Genomic DNA, 15,982 nt, shown 5'->3' on the forward strand with positions numbered 1-15,982 from the left:
CCATGGGCTGAGGCAGGACGGCCGAAGGTAAAATGATGCCCCGGATTACATCCCAAACAACCACCGGGGTCATTTTAGTCCGCCGAAGACCGCATGGGTCTGAACCGAAGTGGTGAGCGGTGAATTGTGCCCGAAAGGGTACTCTCATGCAGCCTTATCATTTTTTCAAATATGTATAACCCTCAAACCCACACAAAATGGAAGAGAACCCAACTTTCCAACTTTATTTTATGGCATCCTGTGGGTCAGGATCTGCTTCAGATACTCTCTGGGAATACCCAGGAACGTGTCCCGCCACAAGCGGTCGCAATCCCCGCAGGCCGGGAATTCGCGATATTTCCCCTCGCTCAGGCCCTTGCGCAAGAGTTGCATAGGTTCATCATTCCAGATTTCCCGCAAGCTCTTATCGCGTACGTTTCCCAAAACGTAGCGGGCGAAGAAGTCCTGAGAGCAGGGAGATATGTCTCCGTTCCACAACACCAGCATTGAGCTCCAGAGAAAGGTGCAGGGTGCGTAACCACGACGACGGGAATGGGTTTTCAGGTATCCGGCCCAGTTATGGGGCTTCTTGATCACCAGTTCATCCAGCCCGAGCGCTTTAAACTCAGAAAGGAACCGTTCCCGCTTTTGTTTCGCCATCTGCGATTCATTGAACTCAATGACTTCTATGGCGATGCGGGGCGTGCGCCGCCCCTTGTCCCGGCGGATCTCTAAAAGGTCGCGGATATTATCGACCACCTGGTCAAAGTCGGCCCCGACGCGATTTTTTTCATAGTCCTGCTTGACAAAACCATCGAAAGAGAGCGAAAGCCTTTTGAGCCCGGATTCCACCAACCCCGCGGACATATCCCTGTTCAGCAGCACCCCGTTGGTATGCAGCTTGGTAAAGCGAATCCGTTCCGCCGCGTAGCGGATCATTTCCACGGCATCGGGGTGAAGCAGCGACTCGCCACGGTGATTCAAGGTCAAATCAAACACAAACTCCCGGGCCTCGTCGATCACCTTGCGGAATACGTCCCATTCCATGGGATCTTTAAAAGATTCATCCAGGTCTTTGTTGGGACAGAAACTGCAACGCAGGTTGCATCCGGCGTGCAATTCCACCCAGAGCCGGAACGGCATGGCCGTGGCCCGGATGCGACGCCCGCGGAAGTTGCGCCAGATATGGAAAAGTCTTTTGTAATAGTTGATTTCACTGGGCATGAGCGGCCATTATAACACAATTTATTCGCCCTTGCCGAAGACGGAAACGGCAAATTGACAAGCGGGCGGCTTTTTCTTATACTTGCCTTTTCCACCGGTGGAGGCGGACATGAAAAAAGAGCACGTGCGGGATTTTTACGATGTGGTCTGGACTGAATACGTACCGGAATTTGAAGAGAGCAAGCGTCACCTGGAACTGTTCTTCTCCGCCGAAGAGATCCAGGGCAAGGAAATCCTGGACTGCGGCTGCGGCACGGGAATATTCACCAACATATTCGCCTCCATGGGCGCACGCAAGGTAACCGGCCTGGATATCTCGCCCGGCAGCCTGGGAACGGGCCGTAAGATCCAGTCCGACCTGGGTTTAGCCAACGTGGAATTCGTTGAAGGCGACATGCTTGAGCTTCCCTGGGAAGACGCCACATTTGATATCGTGTGGGCCTGGGGCAGCGCCCACCATACCGAAGACCCGGATCGGGCGATAAACGAAATCGAACGCATGTTGCGTCCCGGAGGCAGTCTGCTCCTGGCTCTTTACAAAAAAACGCGGCTGACCTGGATCCATGAACTCATCCGCAAAACCCTGATTCGAACTCCCAAGCCCTGGTGGCTGCCGCTGGCAAAAATCATGGCTTTTTTTCTCTGGCCCGTGGTCAAGATCCGCGAACTCTTTCGCAAAAAAGCCCGGGGAGGAGAATCACTGGCGGAATTGATCCTGGACTGGTATTTCGTTCCCATCCGCCACTACTACACTCCCGCCACCATTCGCGGTTTCCTGGAATCCCGGGGTTATACCATTGAAAAATACCACCCGGGATCCGGTCGCTTTGAAAGCGCTTCCAATTTCATCTTTAAGGCCCGCAAATCGGCCTAGTCCCATGCGGGTATGCATTCTCGGCTTGCACGGCATGATTGGAACCGGCTTGGCCTCCGCGCTTTTCGCTTCCGGACACCAGGTGGTGGGCACATCAAGGGCGGCGGAAGCCAAACCGGATTTGAGACCCCGCCTGACAGACTACCATTGCCTGAAACTCGGGCAGAAAGCTGATCCCACCTGGTTCCGAAATTGTGACGCTGTCTTCTACCTTGCTCACGACTTCTCTCCCAAAGCAGCGGAAAGCAACCTGTCGGGCACCCGGGATTGGTACCACAGCGCGGTCGGCGCCGGTGTTCCCCGCCACCTTTTTTTTACCAGTTATTCCGCCAAACCCGGCAGTCGATCAACCTATGGAGCCGTGAAGTTCGCCCTCGAAACCTTTTTCCGATCGCGGAATCAATGGGTCCTGCGTCCGGGCCTGGTAGCGGGAGACCGGGGCTTGTTTTCGCTCATGCTGCGACTGGTGCGCCGTCTTCCGATCCTGCCGGTACTGGACGGAGGAAAAGATCCTGTGGCACTGATCTCTCTGGGCAGCGTATGCCTGGCCACGGAAAGAATTCTTTGTGAAGAATCCCCGGGAGAATGGAACCTCCACCACCCCCAAGTGGTGTCGATGCTGGAGATACTGCAGACCATGCGCCGGGTGATGCAGACACGCTGCCTGTTCGTTCCTTTTCCCTCTTTTATCCCCCTGTCACTGTTGCGTCTGACCCGGTTTCTGGGAATCCGGCTCCCCCTTTCCGCAGACAGTATCGCCGCCATGAGGGAAAACCGCCATATCCGGCGCCCATCTCATCTGCCCCGGTTGGGAATCGAGGACCCGCCCCTGGAAGAGCAGATTCGTCGACTCGCAGCCAAGGCATCACAATGATTGCGCCACGCATGTTGTCAGAAAACCCCGGGCGGATTTCACGACTGCTTCTAACCATCCTGTTGCTGGGAATTCTGCTTCGCATTTTGTTCCCAATGGCTGACCCTCCCCGCAACCTCACCATCAGTGGAGCTCCGGTCGGTGATCCCGGCCAACACAGTTACGGCGCCCGCAACCGCATCCTGTTCGGGCAATGGTCATTTGATGAGTGGAAACCCCACCTGGGTTCGCCCCTCATCTCCATGGCCGTGAATTGGATGACTTTTCGCCTCTTCGGCATCGGGTTCGCCGCTCACAAAGCCATTCCCATCTTTTTTTCCATCGCGTCTCTGCTGGCCTTCCTGCTGCTGGTTTACCGCCGCCTCCCCGCGAAAACGGCAACGGGCGCCGTTCTTTTTGTTGCCTGCAGTTTTCCCCTGCTGATGTACGCGCACGTGGGCAACCGCTATATGCCCATGATCTTTTTTTTCCTTCTCTCCATCCATTTCTTTGTTCTGGGCGCGGAAACGGGACGTTCCCGTGACATGGTTTTTGCCGCCCTGTTCTTTATTTTGAGTTATGCCTCCCAGAACCATATTCTCTATATGACCGGAGTGCTTATATTCCTGAGCGGATTCTGGTTGATTCGGCGCCGAATCAAATGGCGTTCCATGCTCGCTTTCTGGGGAGTCCTGGCCGCCGGCATGGCAGCCTGGTACCTAGCGGTCTTTCTTCCCAACCAGGATTTTTTCGCCCATTTCGTCGGCCATAACCGCTTGATCCGCTACATCCGCAATACTCCCCAACTCCTGGCCAACATCCGTGACAATCCGTTTGCCCTGCAATTCCGCAATGACGCGCCGGTTTTGCTGTTGGCAATTCTGGGTGTCGGTACCGCCGCGGCATTGTGGATCAGAAAGCGCAAGCTTCCCGCCCTGATTGAAACCGCCGTTATCTGGCTGATCCTTTCCGCCGGTTTCCACTCCATCTGGAGTTACCGTCCCACCCGATTTTACCTGGCAATCATTTTCCCCGCTGCCGTTATCGCCGCCTGGTTTCTGCAACAATGGGTGGATCGGAAGCGCGCCAAGGCGGCATTGCCTGAATTGGCCGCCGTTGCGATGGCCACCGGAATCGCGCTGATCGTTTGCGGAGCCGTCATTTATGCCCGCTTTGCGGCTCACCGTGTACAGACCCAACCCTGGATGGCATGCGTCTTTGCTTTTGTTTTCCTGATTCTGGCCGCTTTGCTGTGGGCGCCAAGAAAATGGCGGGAACGGGCGGCGGCGGCATTTCTAATGCTTGCGTTCGCCGTCAACCTCGTTACTTACATTCAGTGGGCTTCGCAACGGGAGTACCGCATTATTGAAACCGCTGATGTTCTGACAAAAGTGTTGCCGCCAAGCCGTATCGCCGGCAATTGGGCATCTATTCTCTCGCTGGGCGGCCCCCATCAGACCCACCTGCTTTCCGGTGAGATGGGAATCAACTGGCACCGAGACTTTCTCTTTACCCATCAGGTGGAATACCTGTTACTGACCCAGGCGGGATTCGCCAAAGAATACCGTGAGTACCTGCGCTTTTTCCCTTTACAGATGGCTGCAGCCAGACTCATGGCCCGCTTCCCGATCTATTCGGCTGAAGTCCAGTTATGGGAATTGTCACCGCCGAAGGAAACTGCGCGAGGGGTCGAAATGGAATCCCTAACCCGCCGGCCCGGGCATGTGCGCGCTGACCCCAACGCCCGCCAAAAAATGGCTTTATGGCTGCCGCCCCACACCTCCTGCACGATTCAGTGGGCCCCTGACCCCGATCACCTGCGACCGGGAAACCTGGATCTGCGCGCACGGGGTACATTCCGCATGCATATCACCATTCGAGAAGCCCGGGAAGCAATCCGTCGCAACCTGGTTTTGTGGAACAGTACGCGTTACACTTGGCGAACAGTGACAAACCGCGGCCTCGCATCGGGCCAGACAATGGAAATGCACATCACAACCGGAACCGGGGGCGCATGGCTGGATCGCATGCAAACAGCCACGTCATCCCCGTAGAACCGGATTTTCTCTACATCAAGAAAGCAATCTGTTTTCTGCCGGGTCAGTGACGGGCGCGGAAACTGAACGTGCGCCAGGGACTCCAGGGCGTAAAGGTACGTGGATCTTTAACGCCGCGAACCCGCCAGCGTCCGAGGCGATCTGCGGGGAATTTGAAATGGTACTCGTTGTCCCGGATCACCTCATCCACCAGCAGGGTGTTATTCCGCATTGCGGACTGCCATTGTTCGGGACGGGGATGATAGATATCCACCTGGATCTGGTACCTGCGAAACGCGGGATTGGTGCTGTGCATCCACGTAAAAGTCATATTGCGTGGGTAATGACGCAGGACTACTTCGTTTTTGGGTGTCAAAAGAACCGGACGAAATTGGGGGGTCGGTTTGGTTTCGACGTGTGAACCGGCGACTCCCTGTTGACCGCTGACGGTTTTTCCCTGGGCTGCAGAAGCTGATCCACCATAATGCAGCACCCACCAGGGAGATTCGTAGCGAACACCCCGGGGGCCGATCCCCACTACCTGCCAGCGCAAATCGGAAGGTCGATTGTAGGTGACGGTGATATGGTCTCCCGTAAGATTGGGCCGCGTCAGGGTGGTTTTCCATGCCCCGCCGTCCTCAACCTGCAATACAAAAGTGTAGTTCAGCACTCCGGCGGTTTTCTGCCAGCGAAAAACGATCTCCACGGGAATGGAACTGATATAACCGTCATTCCCGGGACTGATCAACGCGATGGCGCCCGCGGGGACCTTATCGGGATCCAGCCTTGGAATCTGGGCCGATAACCCGATAGACAAGAAAACAATCACACTCATTATCAACGCTTTTTTCATTTGCAAGCCTCCTCACTCTTGATTCAATACGGGAACACGGATTTGCCTCTACGTCCCACAAAGGTAATATACAACGAAACGACCCAAAATCTCAATGTTTTCCATTCCGGAAAAACTCATTGATCGCGTCTTTGCGATCCGGATGGGAAAAAGATTCATGCATCTGGGGGGCACTTTCATTCCCCTGGTCGTCCACAGCCGCCACCTGGTATTCAAAATCGCCGCGCGCTTCTTCCCCCAGATGACGGTCAAGCCAGGAAAAGGTGTTCGCCGCTACGGATTTGATCAGCGAAAATTCTCCGCCCCGCGTACGCCGGTAAATGTGAAAACGTGTCACATTAATCCCGTAATGGCGGTTCAAGGGGTTTTCCTGCCAGGAAACCTCGTACAGGTACTCAAGCGAAAAGAGATTCCTGTTCTCGCGAAAAGCATAAGATACATTCACGGGCGGATAAACCCGTAAAACCTGCAAAGTGCGGACAGCAAGGGCGTTGATGCCGTAATTGTCCACCACCTCCAGGGTAACCGTGTAATTACCCGCCTCTTCATAGACGTGGTCCTGAGTCAGACCGCGCGCCGAAGAGTTGTCTCCAAAATCCCAGGAATAGGACAAGATTTTGCCGTCCGGGTCGTACGATGCCGAGGCGTCAAAATGGACTTCCAGCGGCGCCACTCCCACTTCCGGGGTCATGACGAAACGTGCCACCGGTGGATCGGAAACCGCAACAACTGTTGCCGCGCTACCGGTCAGACCATCGTTATCCGTTACCTGCAAAACCACCCGGTACTCTCCGCGTTGAAGGTATTTATGGGTGGATCTAATGCCCACTCCCGTAGTTCCATCGCCGAAATCCCAATTGTAAGCGGTGATGCTCCCGTCTTCATCACTGCTGGCGGACGCATCAAAACGAACGGTCAGGGGCGGAGGCCCCGCGGCCGGGTCCGGAGTGAACGCGGCTACCGGGGCCAAATAACTGGTGCCACCGCCACCGCTCTCCACCCGGGTGTAAAACACGTCACCATGGTTTACGGCTTCATCCCACCATACGATATGCACAAACCCCAGATTGTCCGGGCGTGAAACGGGCGTGCGGCATTCCACGCCGTCGGAAACATAGCCGGGCTTGCTCCAATCTCCCTGGGCCGTCGCACTGGCATAAACGATGTTGTGGTTACCGTTTATCGTCTGTCGCCAACTGGCATGCAGCACATCCTGCGCGTCCATCTCCAGGAAAACAAAATCCCTTTGGTGACCCGCCGCTCCGGGAACCGGAACCGGTTGTGTCCAGCTTCCATCCTCTAGTCGCCGGGTATAATAGGGGGCGCGTCGCAATGTCGAGTACATGATGTGAGCCAGTCCGTTGGAATCTACTGCGATTCCCGGCCACCACCCGCTGTCACGACCGCTCACCACCACCGGTGATTCCCAACCGCTTCCACTGGAACGGGCATAGGCGATTATCCAACTCCCCTCCTCACCATCCATCCAGCAGGCATGGCTGGTATTTGCCTGTACCGCCAGCGAGGGATGAATGGAAATGGTCTCCGGGGTGAAGGACACAGTGGCGACCCCTCCGCTCCACCCTTTTGGATTGCGTTTGCCCACGATGTTGTAATGGGAGTTGTTGAATGGATACAGTTCGGAACACCAGATTACACTGGATGTTCCATTGTTTTCCACGCCGATACGCGGCCAGCAGGAATTCCATGTGCTGGCGTGGATCCGGGTTCCACCGCTCCAGGATCCGTTTAACCAGGTGGCATGATAAATTTCCCGATTGCTCCTGGAAATGCCCTCCATCCAGGTCATATGGATTACACCACCCGGACCGATCGCCAGGTTCGGAAACTGGGAATGCATGGAAGATCCGAACGCCCGCACTTTCCCGCCCCATTTTCCGCCGGAATAGATTCGGGAAAATATGTTGAAAATGCCGCCTTCCTTTTCACTCCAGACAACCATTACTTTTTCATTAAAAGGTTGAACGTATGGGTACTCGCATTCACTGTAAGTTGAAGATACGTTGGTTATGGCTGCATGCGCCGCCAGCGCCATTACCCATACCATTGATATAACAGCAAAATGTCTGGAGAACCTTGACATGTCACCTCATGCTTACCACGAGCCAGGCCCCCAAGTCAACCTGAGTCCGAATTGACTTCTCATCACCTCGATGCTAGGATAATGCCGATCTGCTCGAGGAGGTAATGACGTGACTTTTCTTTCCCGCAATATCATTTCCACTATCCTTGTTGTTGTATGTTGCTCTGCTCTCGCAGCCCATGCCAAGGATCACGCAGAACTGAAAGATTCCGCCTGGCGACACGGACAGATTGATCTTCCCCAAGGCCGCTTCATGTGGAAGATGGGCCTGCAACGCGTGGAAATTGCGGATGATTCCGGTCGCTGCGTTTTTGCGGCCGAAGATCTCGATCAAGACTCTCTGGCGCTTTCTTGCGGGCACGCCGCCGACCTGGGTTTCACTGCTTTTTTTGTCCGCACGGAGCCGCATACCGGTTTGCGCCGGCTCAAATTGATATCCAGCCGACAGGGGCCCATGGATCACATTTTGTATCCGGCTAACATATTTAGCCCGGTTCTCGCCACAGATCACGGCAAGGTGGTTTTCGCGGTAACGGAAAATTTTGAAATTGTTGCCTGGGAATTGGAAACCGGGCGCCTTATCTGGAAAAAAGTTTTTGAAACCCCTGTGGTTTTCCCCGAACTGACCCGGATTCAAGGTCATGAAGCCTTGCAGTTTTTTCGCTTTCAAAACGGCCGTTACCGCCGTTACCACTTCTTTACCGGCCCCACCCTGCCTCCGGAAATCATCTGCGATCCCGTGACGAAATCCCCTGAACCGAAAACCCTCGTTCCCGACACGACAGGACCGGATCCGAATCGCATCCTGGCTTTTGGAGACAGTATCACATACGGATACGTAAACAAAACTCCCGCGCCTGATCTGGGATACGTACCCCGGCTTACGGATTTGCTGCACCCCGAATATATGGATATCGTGTTGATCAATGCCGGGAATCCGGGGGAAACAACATTAAGAGCCATGGATCGCTACGATTGGGTGCTGAGTAACAGCAATGCTGCATATCTGCTGTTTCACCAGGGCATCAACGACACAATCCACCCGGGAACAATCCCCGTTTCCACCACCCTGTTCAATATCAGCACCATTATGCGGCGCGCCCTGGAGCTGGACATGCAGCCTGTACTCTCAACGATTATCCCCCGTGACCCCTCTCATTGGTCCGGAACCGGTATTTACCGAACGCGGGCCAAAGCCATCCGCGAAGGCATTCTGCTTCTCGCCGCGGATATGTCCCTGCCCGCGATCGATTTCTGGACGATGTTTGAGAATTATCCCCTGAATAATGGCGGCTACCTGTCACTCATGTCCGACTACGTTCACCCTTCCGAAAAGGGTTACCAACTGATGGCGGAACACTGGCACCAGACCCTGCTGGATATCCCGCCGGGCACGCCCGACGATCTCTCCGTGACCGCAGCCACGCCCTGGCGGATCACCGTGACTTGGCAGCCGCGCCCGGAATTCGATATGGCAGATTACATCGTTCTGTATGGCAATTCAGCGCAAAACCTGGACAACCAGGTTGTCGTGACGCGGCCTCAAACCACCCTGTTGCGCCCACCGTTTCAAACCGGATTGCAAAGAGAGCGCTGGGTCCAGGTGTTTGCCCGGGATCGCTACGGCAATACCGGGGCGGGATCTGCGATCACCCGAATCAGTTTCCCGTTATCAGCCACAAGTGCAAAAGAAGTGACAAATCAAAAGGAAATCCCTATAGTAAAACGGATGCCGCTCAAGCGTGACGACAAAGCGGATGCGTTGCGATAGAGCCGTTCATCAGCGACCACCTCACCCAGATCCCAGTATTCGACCCAGCCGCGACCGTACGGATTCCATTCATAGCGCATCAGCTTTCCCTCAAGGGATCCTTGCAACTGGTTCCCCATGTTGTCGGATTCAAGCGTATTTTTGCTTCCGTTCCAATTGCTGATCCCGGAAAACCGCACTTCCAGGCGGAAAAGCAAGCATGCATGCCCACCCAGAGGATAGCGATAAGCCCCTCCGAGATAGGCTAGGGCACCGGTTCCCGTGGCTGTGATCTCCTCAGTCAAATTGCCACTGTACACCGCGGCAGTGTTTTCGACGCTGAAGGTATGGGACAGGCGTCCCCATTGCACACCCCCTCCGGCGAAAATGGAAAATCTCCCCATCATGTGTTCTACTTCCAGAGAAGGAGATATGAACTGGATTCGGTTGCGCACGTTGAGTGCAAATTGCTCTCCTGACCCGGTTGGATAACGCAGGATAAAAGTTTTGTCTCCGGTTGCGCCGCCAACAGAAAAACCCAGCCCGGCTTTAACGCTCCAGTAATTATCCAGGCGGTAGGTAACCGCTGCACGCAGGGGAAGGCCCACGATGTTTTCCCGCAAACGGCCATCTTCCTCAAGCGAAGCGCCGGCACCCTCCGCGTACTGACGCATCAAATCATCCGTGCCCGTACTTTTTATCGGCAGGAATTGGGGACGATCCAATCCCACGCCCAGCGACAACTCAAAATAGAACTGCTTCAGCGCCAGAATCCGGCTGACTCGTTGCGCAGTACTGGCGGCGACAAGACTTGAACTCATGCACAATACCATCAGCATGGAGCAACCAATGCGTTTCATGTAGACCTCACTGGAGTTGCATTTTTTCTTTACGATTACCTGGTTGAACCTTTCCTTTTCCAGGTCTGCCGCAGACGCGACACCACGTACGCCAGGAAAAACACACCATAGGCGTAAAGATTGCGAAAACTGGAAATGGATTGAACCGCTCGCACCCATTTGCGCCGCGAGAACCCCTTTCTGCTGGCAGCGGTATAACCCATGACCAAGCGGGCGATCTGCCACCAGGTCAATCGATCTTTAAACAGAGGGACCTCACCTTGGGCTGCGGGCAGGGTGACGACTCTGCGCATATCCCGGCGATTCGACCAGCGGAAATCCCGGGGCATAATGCCTCTTTCACGCGCGATACCCTCAAGGGGTGTGCCCGGGTAAATGTGAAGTATGGCTGTTGAGATATCCACTTGCGAATGCATGTCCCGCATGCGGTCCATTATGCGCAGAGTCTCTTGGGCCTCAGACCAGGTTTCCGTATAATGAGAAAAGATGAAAAAAGGTCCGGGAACAAAATCCAGCTCCTTTGCCCAGCGCACAAAATCAAAAGCCCGTTCAATATCGAAATGCTTGTTTACCACATCCTGTCTTACCCGCGAAGCCCCGGCTTCCACCCCGAAATAACCCCTTTCCAGTCCCGCGCGACGCATTTTCTCTAAAAGCGGACGATCCACCACATCAATGCGGAATTCATTGGCGAAGCGGATATCCAACCTGCGCTCAATGATCATGTCCATGATACGGTGGAGGCGTTCGGGGTTGTAGTTCAGCGTATCGTCATAAAACCAGATGAACTCGGCTCCATAATGCTCAATCAGCCATTCGATCTCCTGGATCACCCTCTCTGGAGAATGCCCGCGAACGCTCCGACCCCAATTGATCGGAGTCGCACAGAAATAACAGTTAAACGGGCAGCCCCGCGAAGTCATAATGTTCTGCGCGCGGCGTTCGCGTCCATCCCGGGTCGTTACAAAGAAACGGTAGCGCTCCATGGGGATGAGCTGCCTGGCCGGGAACGGCAGTACGTCCAGGTCGCTGATCATGGCTCTGCGCCCGGTAAATCGGACGCCGTCGTTTTCGCGGACATATAAGCCGGGAACCGTAAGCAGCGAAGCTTTCGCTTCCAACGCACGGAGCATTTCAGGCAAGGTGGCTTCGCCTTCTCCGATTACCAGGGCATCCGCGCTGGAGATATCCAGCAGGGTTTGTTCACCCGCCATCGAGATATGCGGTCCACCCAGAACAGTAAAAATCCCTGGGTCCACGCTCTTGGCCAGGTGAACCAGGTGAAAACTATCGAAACGGTTCTCGGTGGTGGTGGTTACCCCCACCACATCGGGTTTGAACTCACCAATTCTGTTACAAACATCCTCCCAGGAAAAACCCAATACGTCTGCAGGAACCACATCCACGTCATGGCCTTGGATTTCCAGAACAGCCGCCAGATAGAGAACCCCCAGAGGAGGCATGGAACTGCCCTCTGACCAACGCTGCGCAATGTAGCCCTGAGGAGGAACAAAAAGTTGTACTTTCATGGACCCTGTCATCCCCAAACGGGAAGGAAACCACGGCAATCCAACTGGATTCGAGAGAGACGAATATATCACCCCCCAGGTAGAAAAGCAAATGAGCAATGGACAAAAGCCTTTGAATTTTCCAACCAGCTGTGCTATCTAAAAGCCATGAAAAAACTCTTGACCGCATTGTTCATACTTGGCCTTGCAACCGGGCTCAGCAGCAGTGATGCTTGTTTTACCGTCCTGGCCGGCAAGAACGCCACCGATTCCGGATGTGTCATCCTGGCACACAATGAGGACGACCGGGGTGACTCCCTGTTTGTCAACTTGTATCATGTGCCTCCGCGCCAAAACTCAATTCCTCCGCCATACCGTTTACGCAACGGCGGAACCTTGGCGGCGCCGTCCCGCACAGCCGGATTCTACTGGATCGAGATACCGGAAATCGCTTACGCCGACACATACATCAATTCCTATGGTGTTGCCATAGTCTCCAACTCCTCTCCGTCAAAAGAAAGCAGTGCCGGTTTGCAAGACGGCGGCATCGGTTTCATGCTGCGCCGCATCCTGGCCGAACAGGCCGGCAGCGCCAGGCAGGCCGTTCTCCTGGCCGGAAGTCTGGTGGAACGATTCGGGTATTCCGATTCGGGACGCACATTGTGTATTGCGGATCAGCAGGAGGCCTGGGTCTTGCACCTGATTCGCGGACGACGCTGGATCGCACGGAGAGTGCCCGATGATCAAGTGGCGGTTGTTCCCAACGCATATACCATTAGGAAGATCGACCTCAGTGACAGGGATCAGTTCCTCGGATCCAAAGATCTGGCCGCATACGCGGCAAAGCAGGGATGGTATTCGCCCCGTGAGGCCGAAAGCGGGTTTGACTTCGCCACGACATACTCCCGAATTCCTATCGACCGCAACCGGGGTAACTACCTGCGCCAACGCCGTGCCATTCAACTGTTGGGAGGCGACACGAAAAGCGAAGAGACGGAATACCCTTTTGCTTTCACTCCCCGGAAAAAAATTCGCTTACAGGAGCTGTTTTCCCTGCTTCGCGATCACTACGAAGATACGCCTTGGGACCTTACAGACGGGTACCGCCGCGGATCCCCGAATCGCACCAAGAACCGGACCATCTGTACAGAATCCACCCAATATTCGATTGTTGTTGAATTGGGACGCATTCTCTCTTTTACGGACTCCGCACCCGATGTACTTCGCAACCGCATCTGGCTGGCTTTGCGTCGCCCGGACTCCAATGCGTTCGCTCCCTGGTATCCAAACATCGCCGTTCCCGACACCCACGCTTTCCGGCCGGTCGGGACGGCACTGGCCACTCACTTCAACCCCGGTAACAAGCCGGACGCACTTGATTTCAGTCATCCCTATCGCGTTTACGCCCACTTGTCCAGACTGGTGGACCAGGATTACCGCTCGCGAATCCGGCCTGTGCGCCGGGAGTGGAAAAATTACGAAGACTACGCACTCAAGAATCTGCGCAAAAAAGAAAAGGAATTTGTGTACATCCACCGTATCGACCCCGCCCTGGCGCGGCGGATGATAGCCAATTATTTGCAACGTTTGGAGTACCTCAGATGGTTCCAGGCGTTGGAACTGATCCGTGGCTTTCAAGATTAAGGCTGACCCAAACGCTTCAGGAATCGGCCGAAACGCAGCAAGTTCCTTCTCTGGTCAGCGGATTGGTTGATCTCATTGTCCGCGATAGACAGGCGATGAAACGCCCGGTGATACACGTCACAGCGATCACGAATCCACTGCTGCAGGGGGGAATGCGGATGGTTCGCCTCGGCTTCCCAGGTAGAGAAAACCACGACAAATCGATTGCCAAGCGGATTGTACCAAATGCAGCGGGGAGAGAGTATGGAGCGCTGAGTTTCGGTAGTGGCCATGCGAAAAGATATCAGTTCAATGTCACCCGCATCACTGGCGACCAGCTCATTCAACCATTTCGGCAATGAGCCGGAGGTAGTTTCAGGGATAATGCTGTATTCCTGCCCCAGGAAACGGTATACCGGCTGGCGCAAATCGGCATACACCCCGCGATCCTTTCCCCAGATCCCATCATCTTCAACCCATTCCACAACAAACGTGCGCACCTGGCAAGAAAAATCCGCCCATTGACGCAAACGCGTGATCCAACGGCCGGGGCTTAAATCCCGGAAACGATCCAGGTGGCGAACCAATTCCAAGCCGGGATGGGCATACGGGTAGATGTCTGTCCGTTCCAGCCAGATGCGAAAAACCGTCAAAGCAGGAAATGCCTCCGCGTCTGAATGGATTTCCCAATCCACGGTGCTGAAAATCGGCGCGGAAAGAATGGTGAGCAAACGTTCGATTGAAGTTTCACGCAACTGGTTTAAGCCATCGGAGTGCTCCAGTTTCAGCATGAATAGCGCCAAGTATAGACGAAAAACATTTTCTTTAGAAACAAATTCCGGCACAGCAAGAACACGGGGGTCCCCCAGTTCAAACATTCCAATGTCACGAGAGCGCTGCAGCCAACTCCGCAACGCTTCCCGACCGGATTGAGTCCGCCCCAGTTGCTCGACCTGGTTTAGATGGCGGGTCAGGGCCGCGGCCGGATCGGTTTCCAGACTCGTCGAATCGCGCAAAGATTCCTGAAAACCCTTTTCCAGGAGCGTTGCGAGCCGATCACCGTAGTTTCCCTCATCACCGCTCTCAATGGCACCCGGAACATCTCCGGCTGGATGCGCCGGCACGGAATGATTCTCTTGCGAACGCGATCCCGGCAGAAACAAGTACAAAAGAAACGCCAGGGTCAACGCAAACATCCCCCAGAACAACACGGTATCCCTTTTTTGCTTGCTTCTTAATATCGGCGTCACACTAATAACCTCTTGTCACTTTATGCCCCGTACCAGTATAATCCACAACCTGCAGAAGGACAATCCCGAAATTGACAACCCCGGCACCATCCGGTAATGTGGAAAAATGAAAATATCCGTGGCCATCATCGCATTGAACGAAGAGGATCGCATCGCGGATGCGCTGAAAAGTTGCCGATCCGTGGCCGATGAATGCCTGGTCGTGGATTCAGGTTCCACGGACGATACAGGCTCGGTGGCCCGGGCATTGGGGGCACGTGTCATCCAACACCCTTTCCGGGACTACGGTTCGCAGAAAAATGTCGCGCGCAGACTCTGCCGGCATGAGTGGGTATTGAATCTGGACGCGGATGAACGCATATCTCCTGAGCTGGCCCGGGCATTGCTTACACTCAAACAACACCCGCCCCGGGACCATATCGCTGCATTCCGCATCCGCCGCAAAACCGCCTACCTGGGACGTTGGATCCATCACGGCGGCTGGTACCCCGACCGGAAAATTCGCCTGTTTCGCCGCGATCGCGCCATCTGGATCGGCCGGGTTCACGAACGTCTGGATGTGGACGGATCCGTGGATTCATTGCCCGGCCATATTCTGCATTTCACGTACCGCGATATGGCCGACCACATATCACGGCTGAATCGATACTCCACCATACAGGCGGAAGACTTGGCGGCACAGGGGAAGCGTTTCCTGTTGCTCAACGCGTTTCTGCGCCCTCCGCTTACCTTTCTGCGCTGCTACGTATGGCTGGGAGGATTCCGGGATGGTTTTCCCGGCCTGGTAATCGCATTGCTGTCCGCATGGAATTCGGGAATAAAATTCCTTAAAGCCCGCAGTTTGCGCGCGCCTCTGCCCCCGCCGCCGTGGGATCTTCCCGGACATTGACCCAATCAGTTAAAAAAAAGGGTTCTATTACGTTTCGTGTGGGTGAACATATATTTGGAATCAGTAAGCAGTTGTGAGGAAGAGTACCCAGAGGGCATACATACCCGCAGGGCATAAAGCATAAGCGAACGCAAACGGCAGGTTCCGGGGCCCCATGGGCTGAGGCAGGACGGCCGAAG

The 15,982-nt window shown here is 54.9% G+C and carries 12 protein-coding genes; 6 read left to right on the forward strand and 6 right to left on the reverse strand.

What is annotated here, in order from left to right:
- Nucleotides 1-228: 228 nt before the first annotated feature.
- Entirely contained in the window at nucleotides 229-1,203 is a 975-nt protein-coding gene (locus ENN40_11370) for a radical SAM protein (GenBank protein HDP95942.1), read from the reverse strand.
- 109 nt (nucleotides 1,204-1,312) lie between these two features.
- On the opposite strand from ENN40_11370, the gene ENN40_11375 reads away from it, so the two are divergent.
- From ENN40_11375 to ENN40_11385, 3 genes are read left to right on the forward strand one after another with little or no spacing between them, the layout of a single operon-like run.
- Nucleotides 1,313-2,077 carry a class I SAM-dependent methyltransferase gene (locus ENN40_11375; GenBank protein HDP95943.1) on the forward strand — a complete coding sequence of 255 codons (765 nt, stop codon included), beginning with the start codon at nucleotides 1,313-1,315 and terminating at the stop codon, nucleotides 2,075-2,077.
- Nucleotides 2,078-2,081: 4 nt separating this feature from the next.
- Complete coding sequence (locus ENN40_11380) at nucleotides 2,082-2,951, forward strand: NAD(P)-dependent oxidoreductase (GenBank protein HDP95944.1); 870 nt, start codon at nucleotides 2,082-2,084, stop codon at nucleotides 2,949-2,951.
- The gene (locus tag ENN40_11385) at nucleotides 2,663-4,984 is read left to right on the forward strand and encodes a hypothetical protein (protein ID HDP95945.1); all 2,322 of its coding nucleotides are present in this window, start codon (nucleotides 2,663-2,665) and stop codon (nucleotides 4,982-4,984) included. Before ENN40_11380 ends, ENN40_11385 begins: the two co-directional genes overlap by 289 nt.
- Nucleotides 4,985-5,030: 46 nt before the next feature.
- Here the strand turns inward: ENN40_11385 and ENN40_11390 are convergent, their stop codons facing one another.
- Together ENN40_11390 and ENN40_11395 are read right to left on the reverse strand one after the other, a co-directional pair.
- Nucleotides 5,031-5,819 (reverse strand): hypothetical protein, encoded by a 789-nt coding sequence (locus tag ENN40_11390; GenBank protein ID HDP95946.1) that lies wholly within the window; start codon nucleotides 5,817-5,819, stop codon nucleotides 5,031-5,033.
- 91 nt (nucleotides 5,820-5,910) lie between these two features.
- Entirely contained in the window at nucleotides 5,911-7,923 is a 2,013-nt protein-coding gene (locus ENN40_11395) for a PKD domain-containing protein (protein HDP95947.1), read from the reverse strand.
- Between the two features lie 109 nt (nucleotides 7,924-8,032).
- Here ENN40_11395 and ENN40_11400 point away from each other — a divergent pair, with 109 nt between their 5' ends.
- Complete coding sequence (locus tag ENN40_11400; GenBank protein ID HDP95948.1) at nucleotides 8,033-9,694, forward strand: SGNH/GDSL hydrolase family protein; 1,662 nt, start codon at nucleotides 8,033-8,035, stop codon at nucleotides 9,692-9,694.
- On the opposite strand, the gene ENN40_11405 is transcribed toward ENN40_11400, so the two are convergent.
- The gene (locus ENN40_11405) at nucleotides 9,625-10,533 is read right to left on the reverse strand and encodes a hypothetical protein (protein ID HDP95949.1); all 909 of its coding nucleotides are present in this window, start codon (nucleotides 10,531-10,533) and stop codon (nucleotides 9,625-9,627) included. The two genes, ENN40_11400 and ENN40_11405, sit on opposite strands and share 70 nt — an antisense overlap.
- 35 nt (nucleotides 10,534-10,568) lie before the next feature.
- Nucleotides 10,569-12,074, reverse strand: a complete 1,506-nt coding sequence (locus ENN40_11410) for a B12-binding domain-containing radical SAM protein (protein ID HDP95950.1) — start codon at nucleotides 12,072-12,074, stop codon at nucleotides 10,569-10,571.
- Between the two features lie 135 nt (nucleotides 12,075-12,209).
- On the opposite strand from ENN40_11410, the gene ENN40_11415 reads away from it, so the two are divergent.
- A complete protein-coding gene (locus tag ENN40_11415) occupies nucleotides 12,210-13,685 on the forward strand; it encodes a hypothetical protein (protein ID HDP95951.1) in 1,476 nt (491 codons plus the stop codon).
- Here ENN40_11415 and ENN40_11420 read toward each other — a convergent pair.
- Nucleotides 13,682-14,914, reverse strand: a complete 1,233-nt coding sequence (locus ENN40_11420) for a hypothetical protein (GenBank protein HDP95952.1) — start codon at nucleotides 14,912-14,914, stop codon at nucleotides 13,682-13,684. The two genes, ENN40_11415 and ENN40_11420, sit on opposite strands and share 4 nt — an antisense overlap.
- Nucleotides 14,915-15,020: 106 nt before the next feature.
- Between ENN40_11420 and ENN40_11425 the strand changes: the two genes are divergently transcribed.
- Nucleotides 15,021-15,803: a glycosyltransferase family 2 protein gene (locus ENN40_11425; GenBank protein HDP95953.1), complete on the forward strand. Its 783-nt coding sequence runs from the start codon at nucleotides 15,021-15,023 to the stop codon at nucleotides 15,801-15,803.
- The last annotated feature ends 179 nt before the right edge of the window (nucleotides 15,804-15,982 follow it).

Source organism: Candidatus Aminicenantes bacterium (assembly GCA_011049425.1).
In the GTDB taxonomy this organism is placed as follows: domain Bacteria; phylum Acidobacteriota; class Aminicenantia; order UBA2199; family UBA2199; genus UBA876.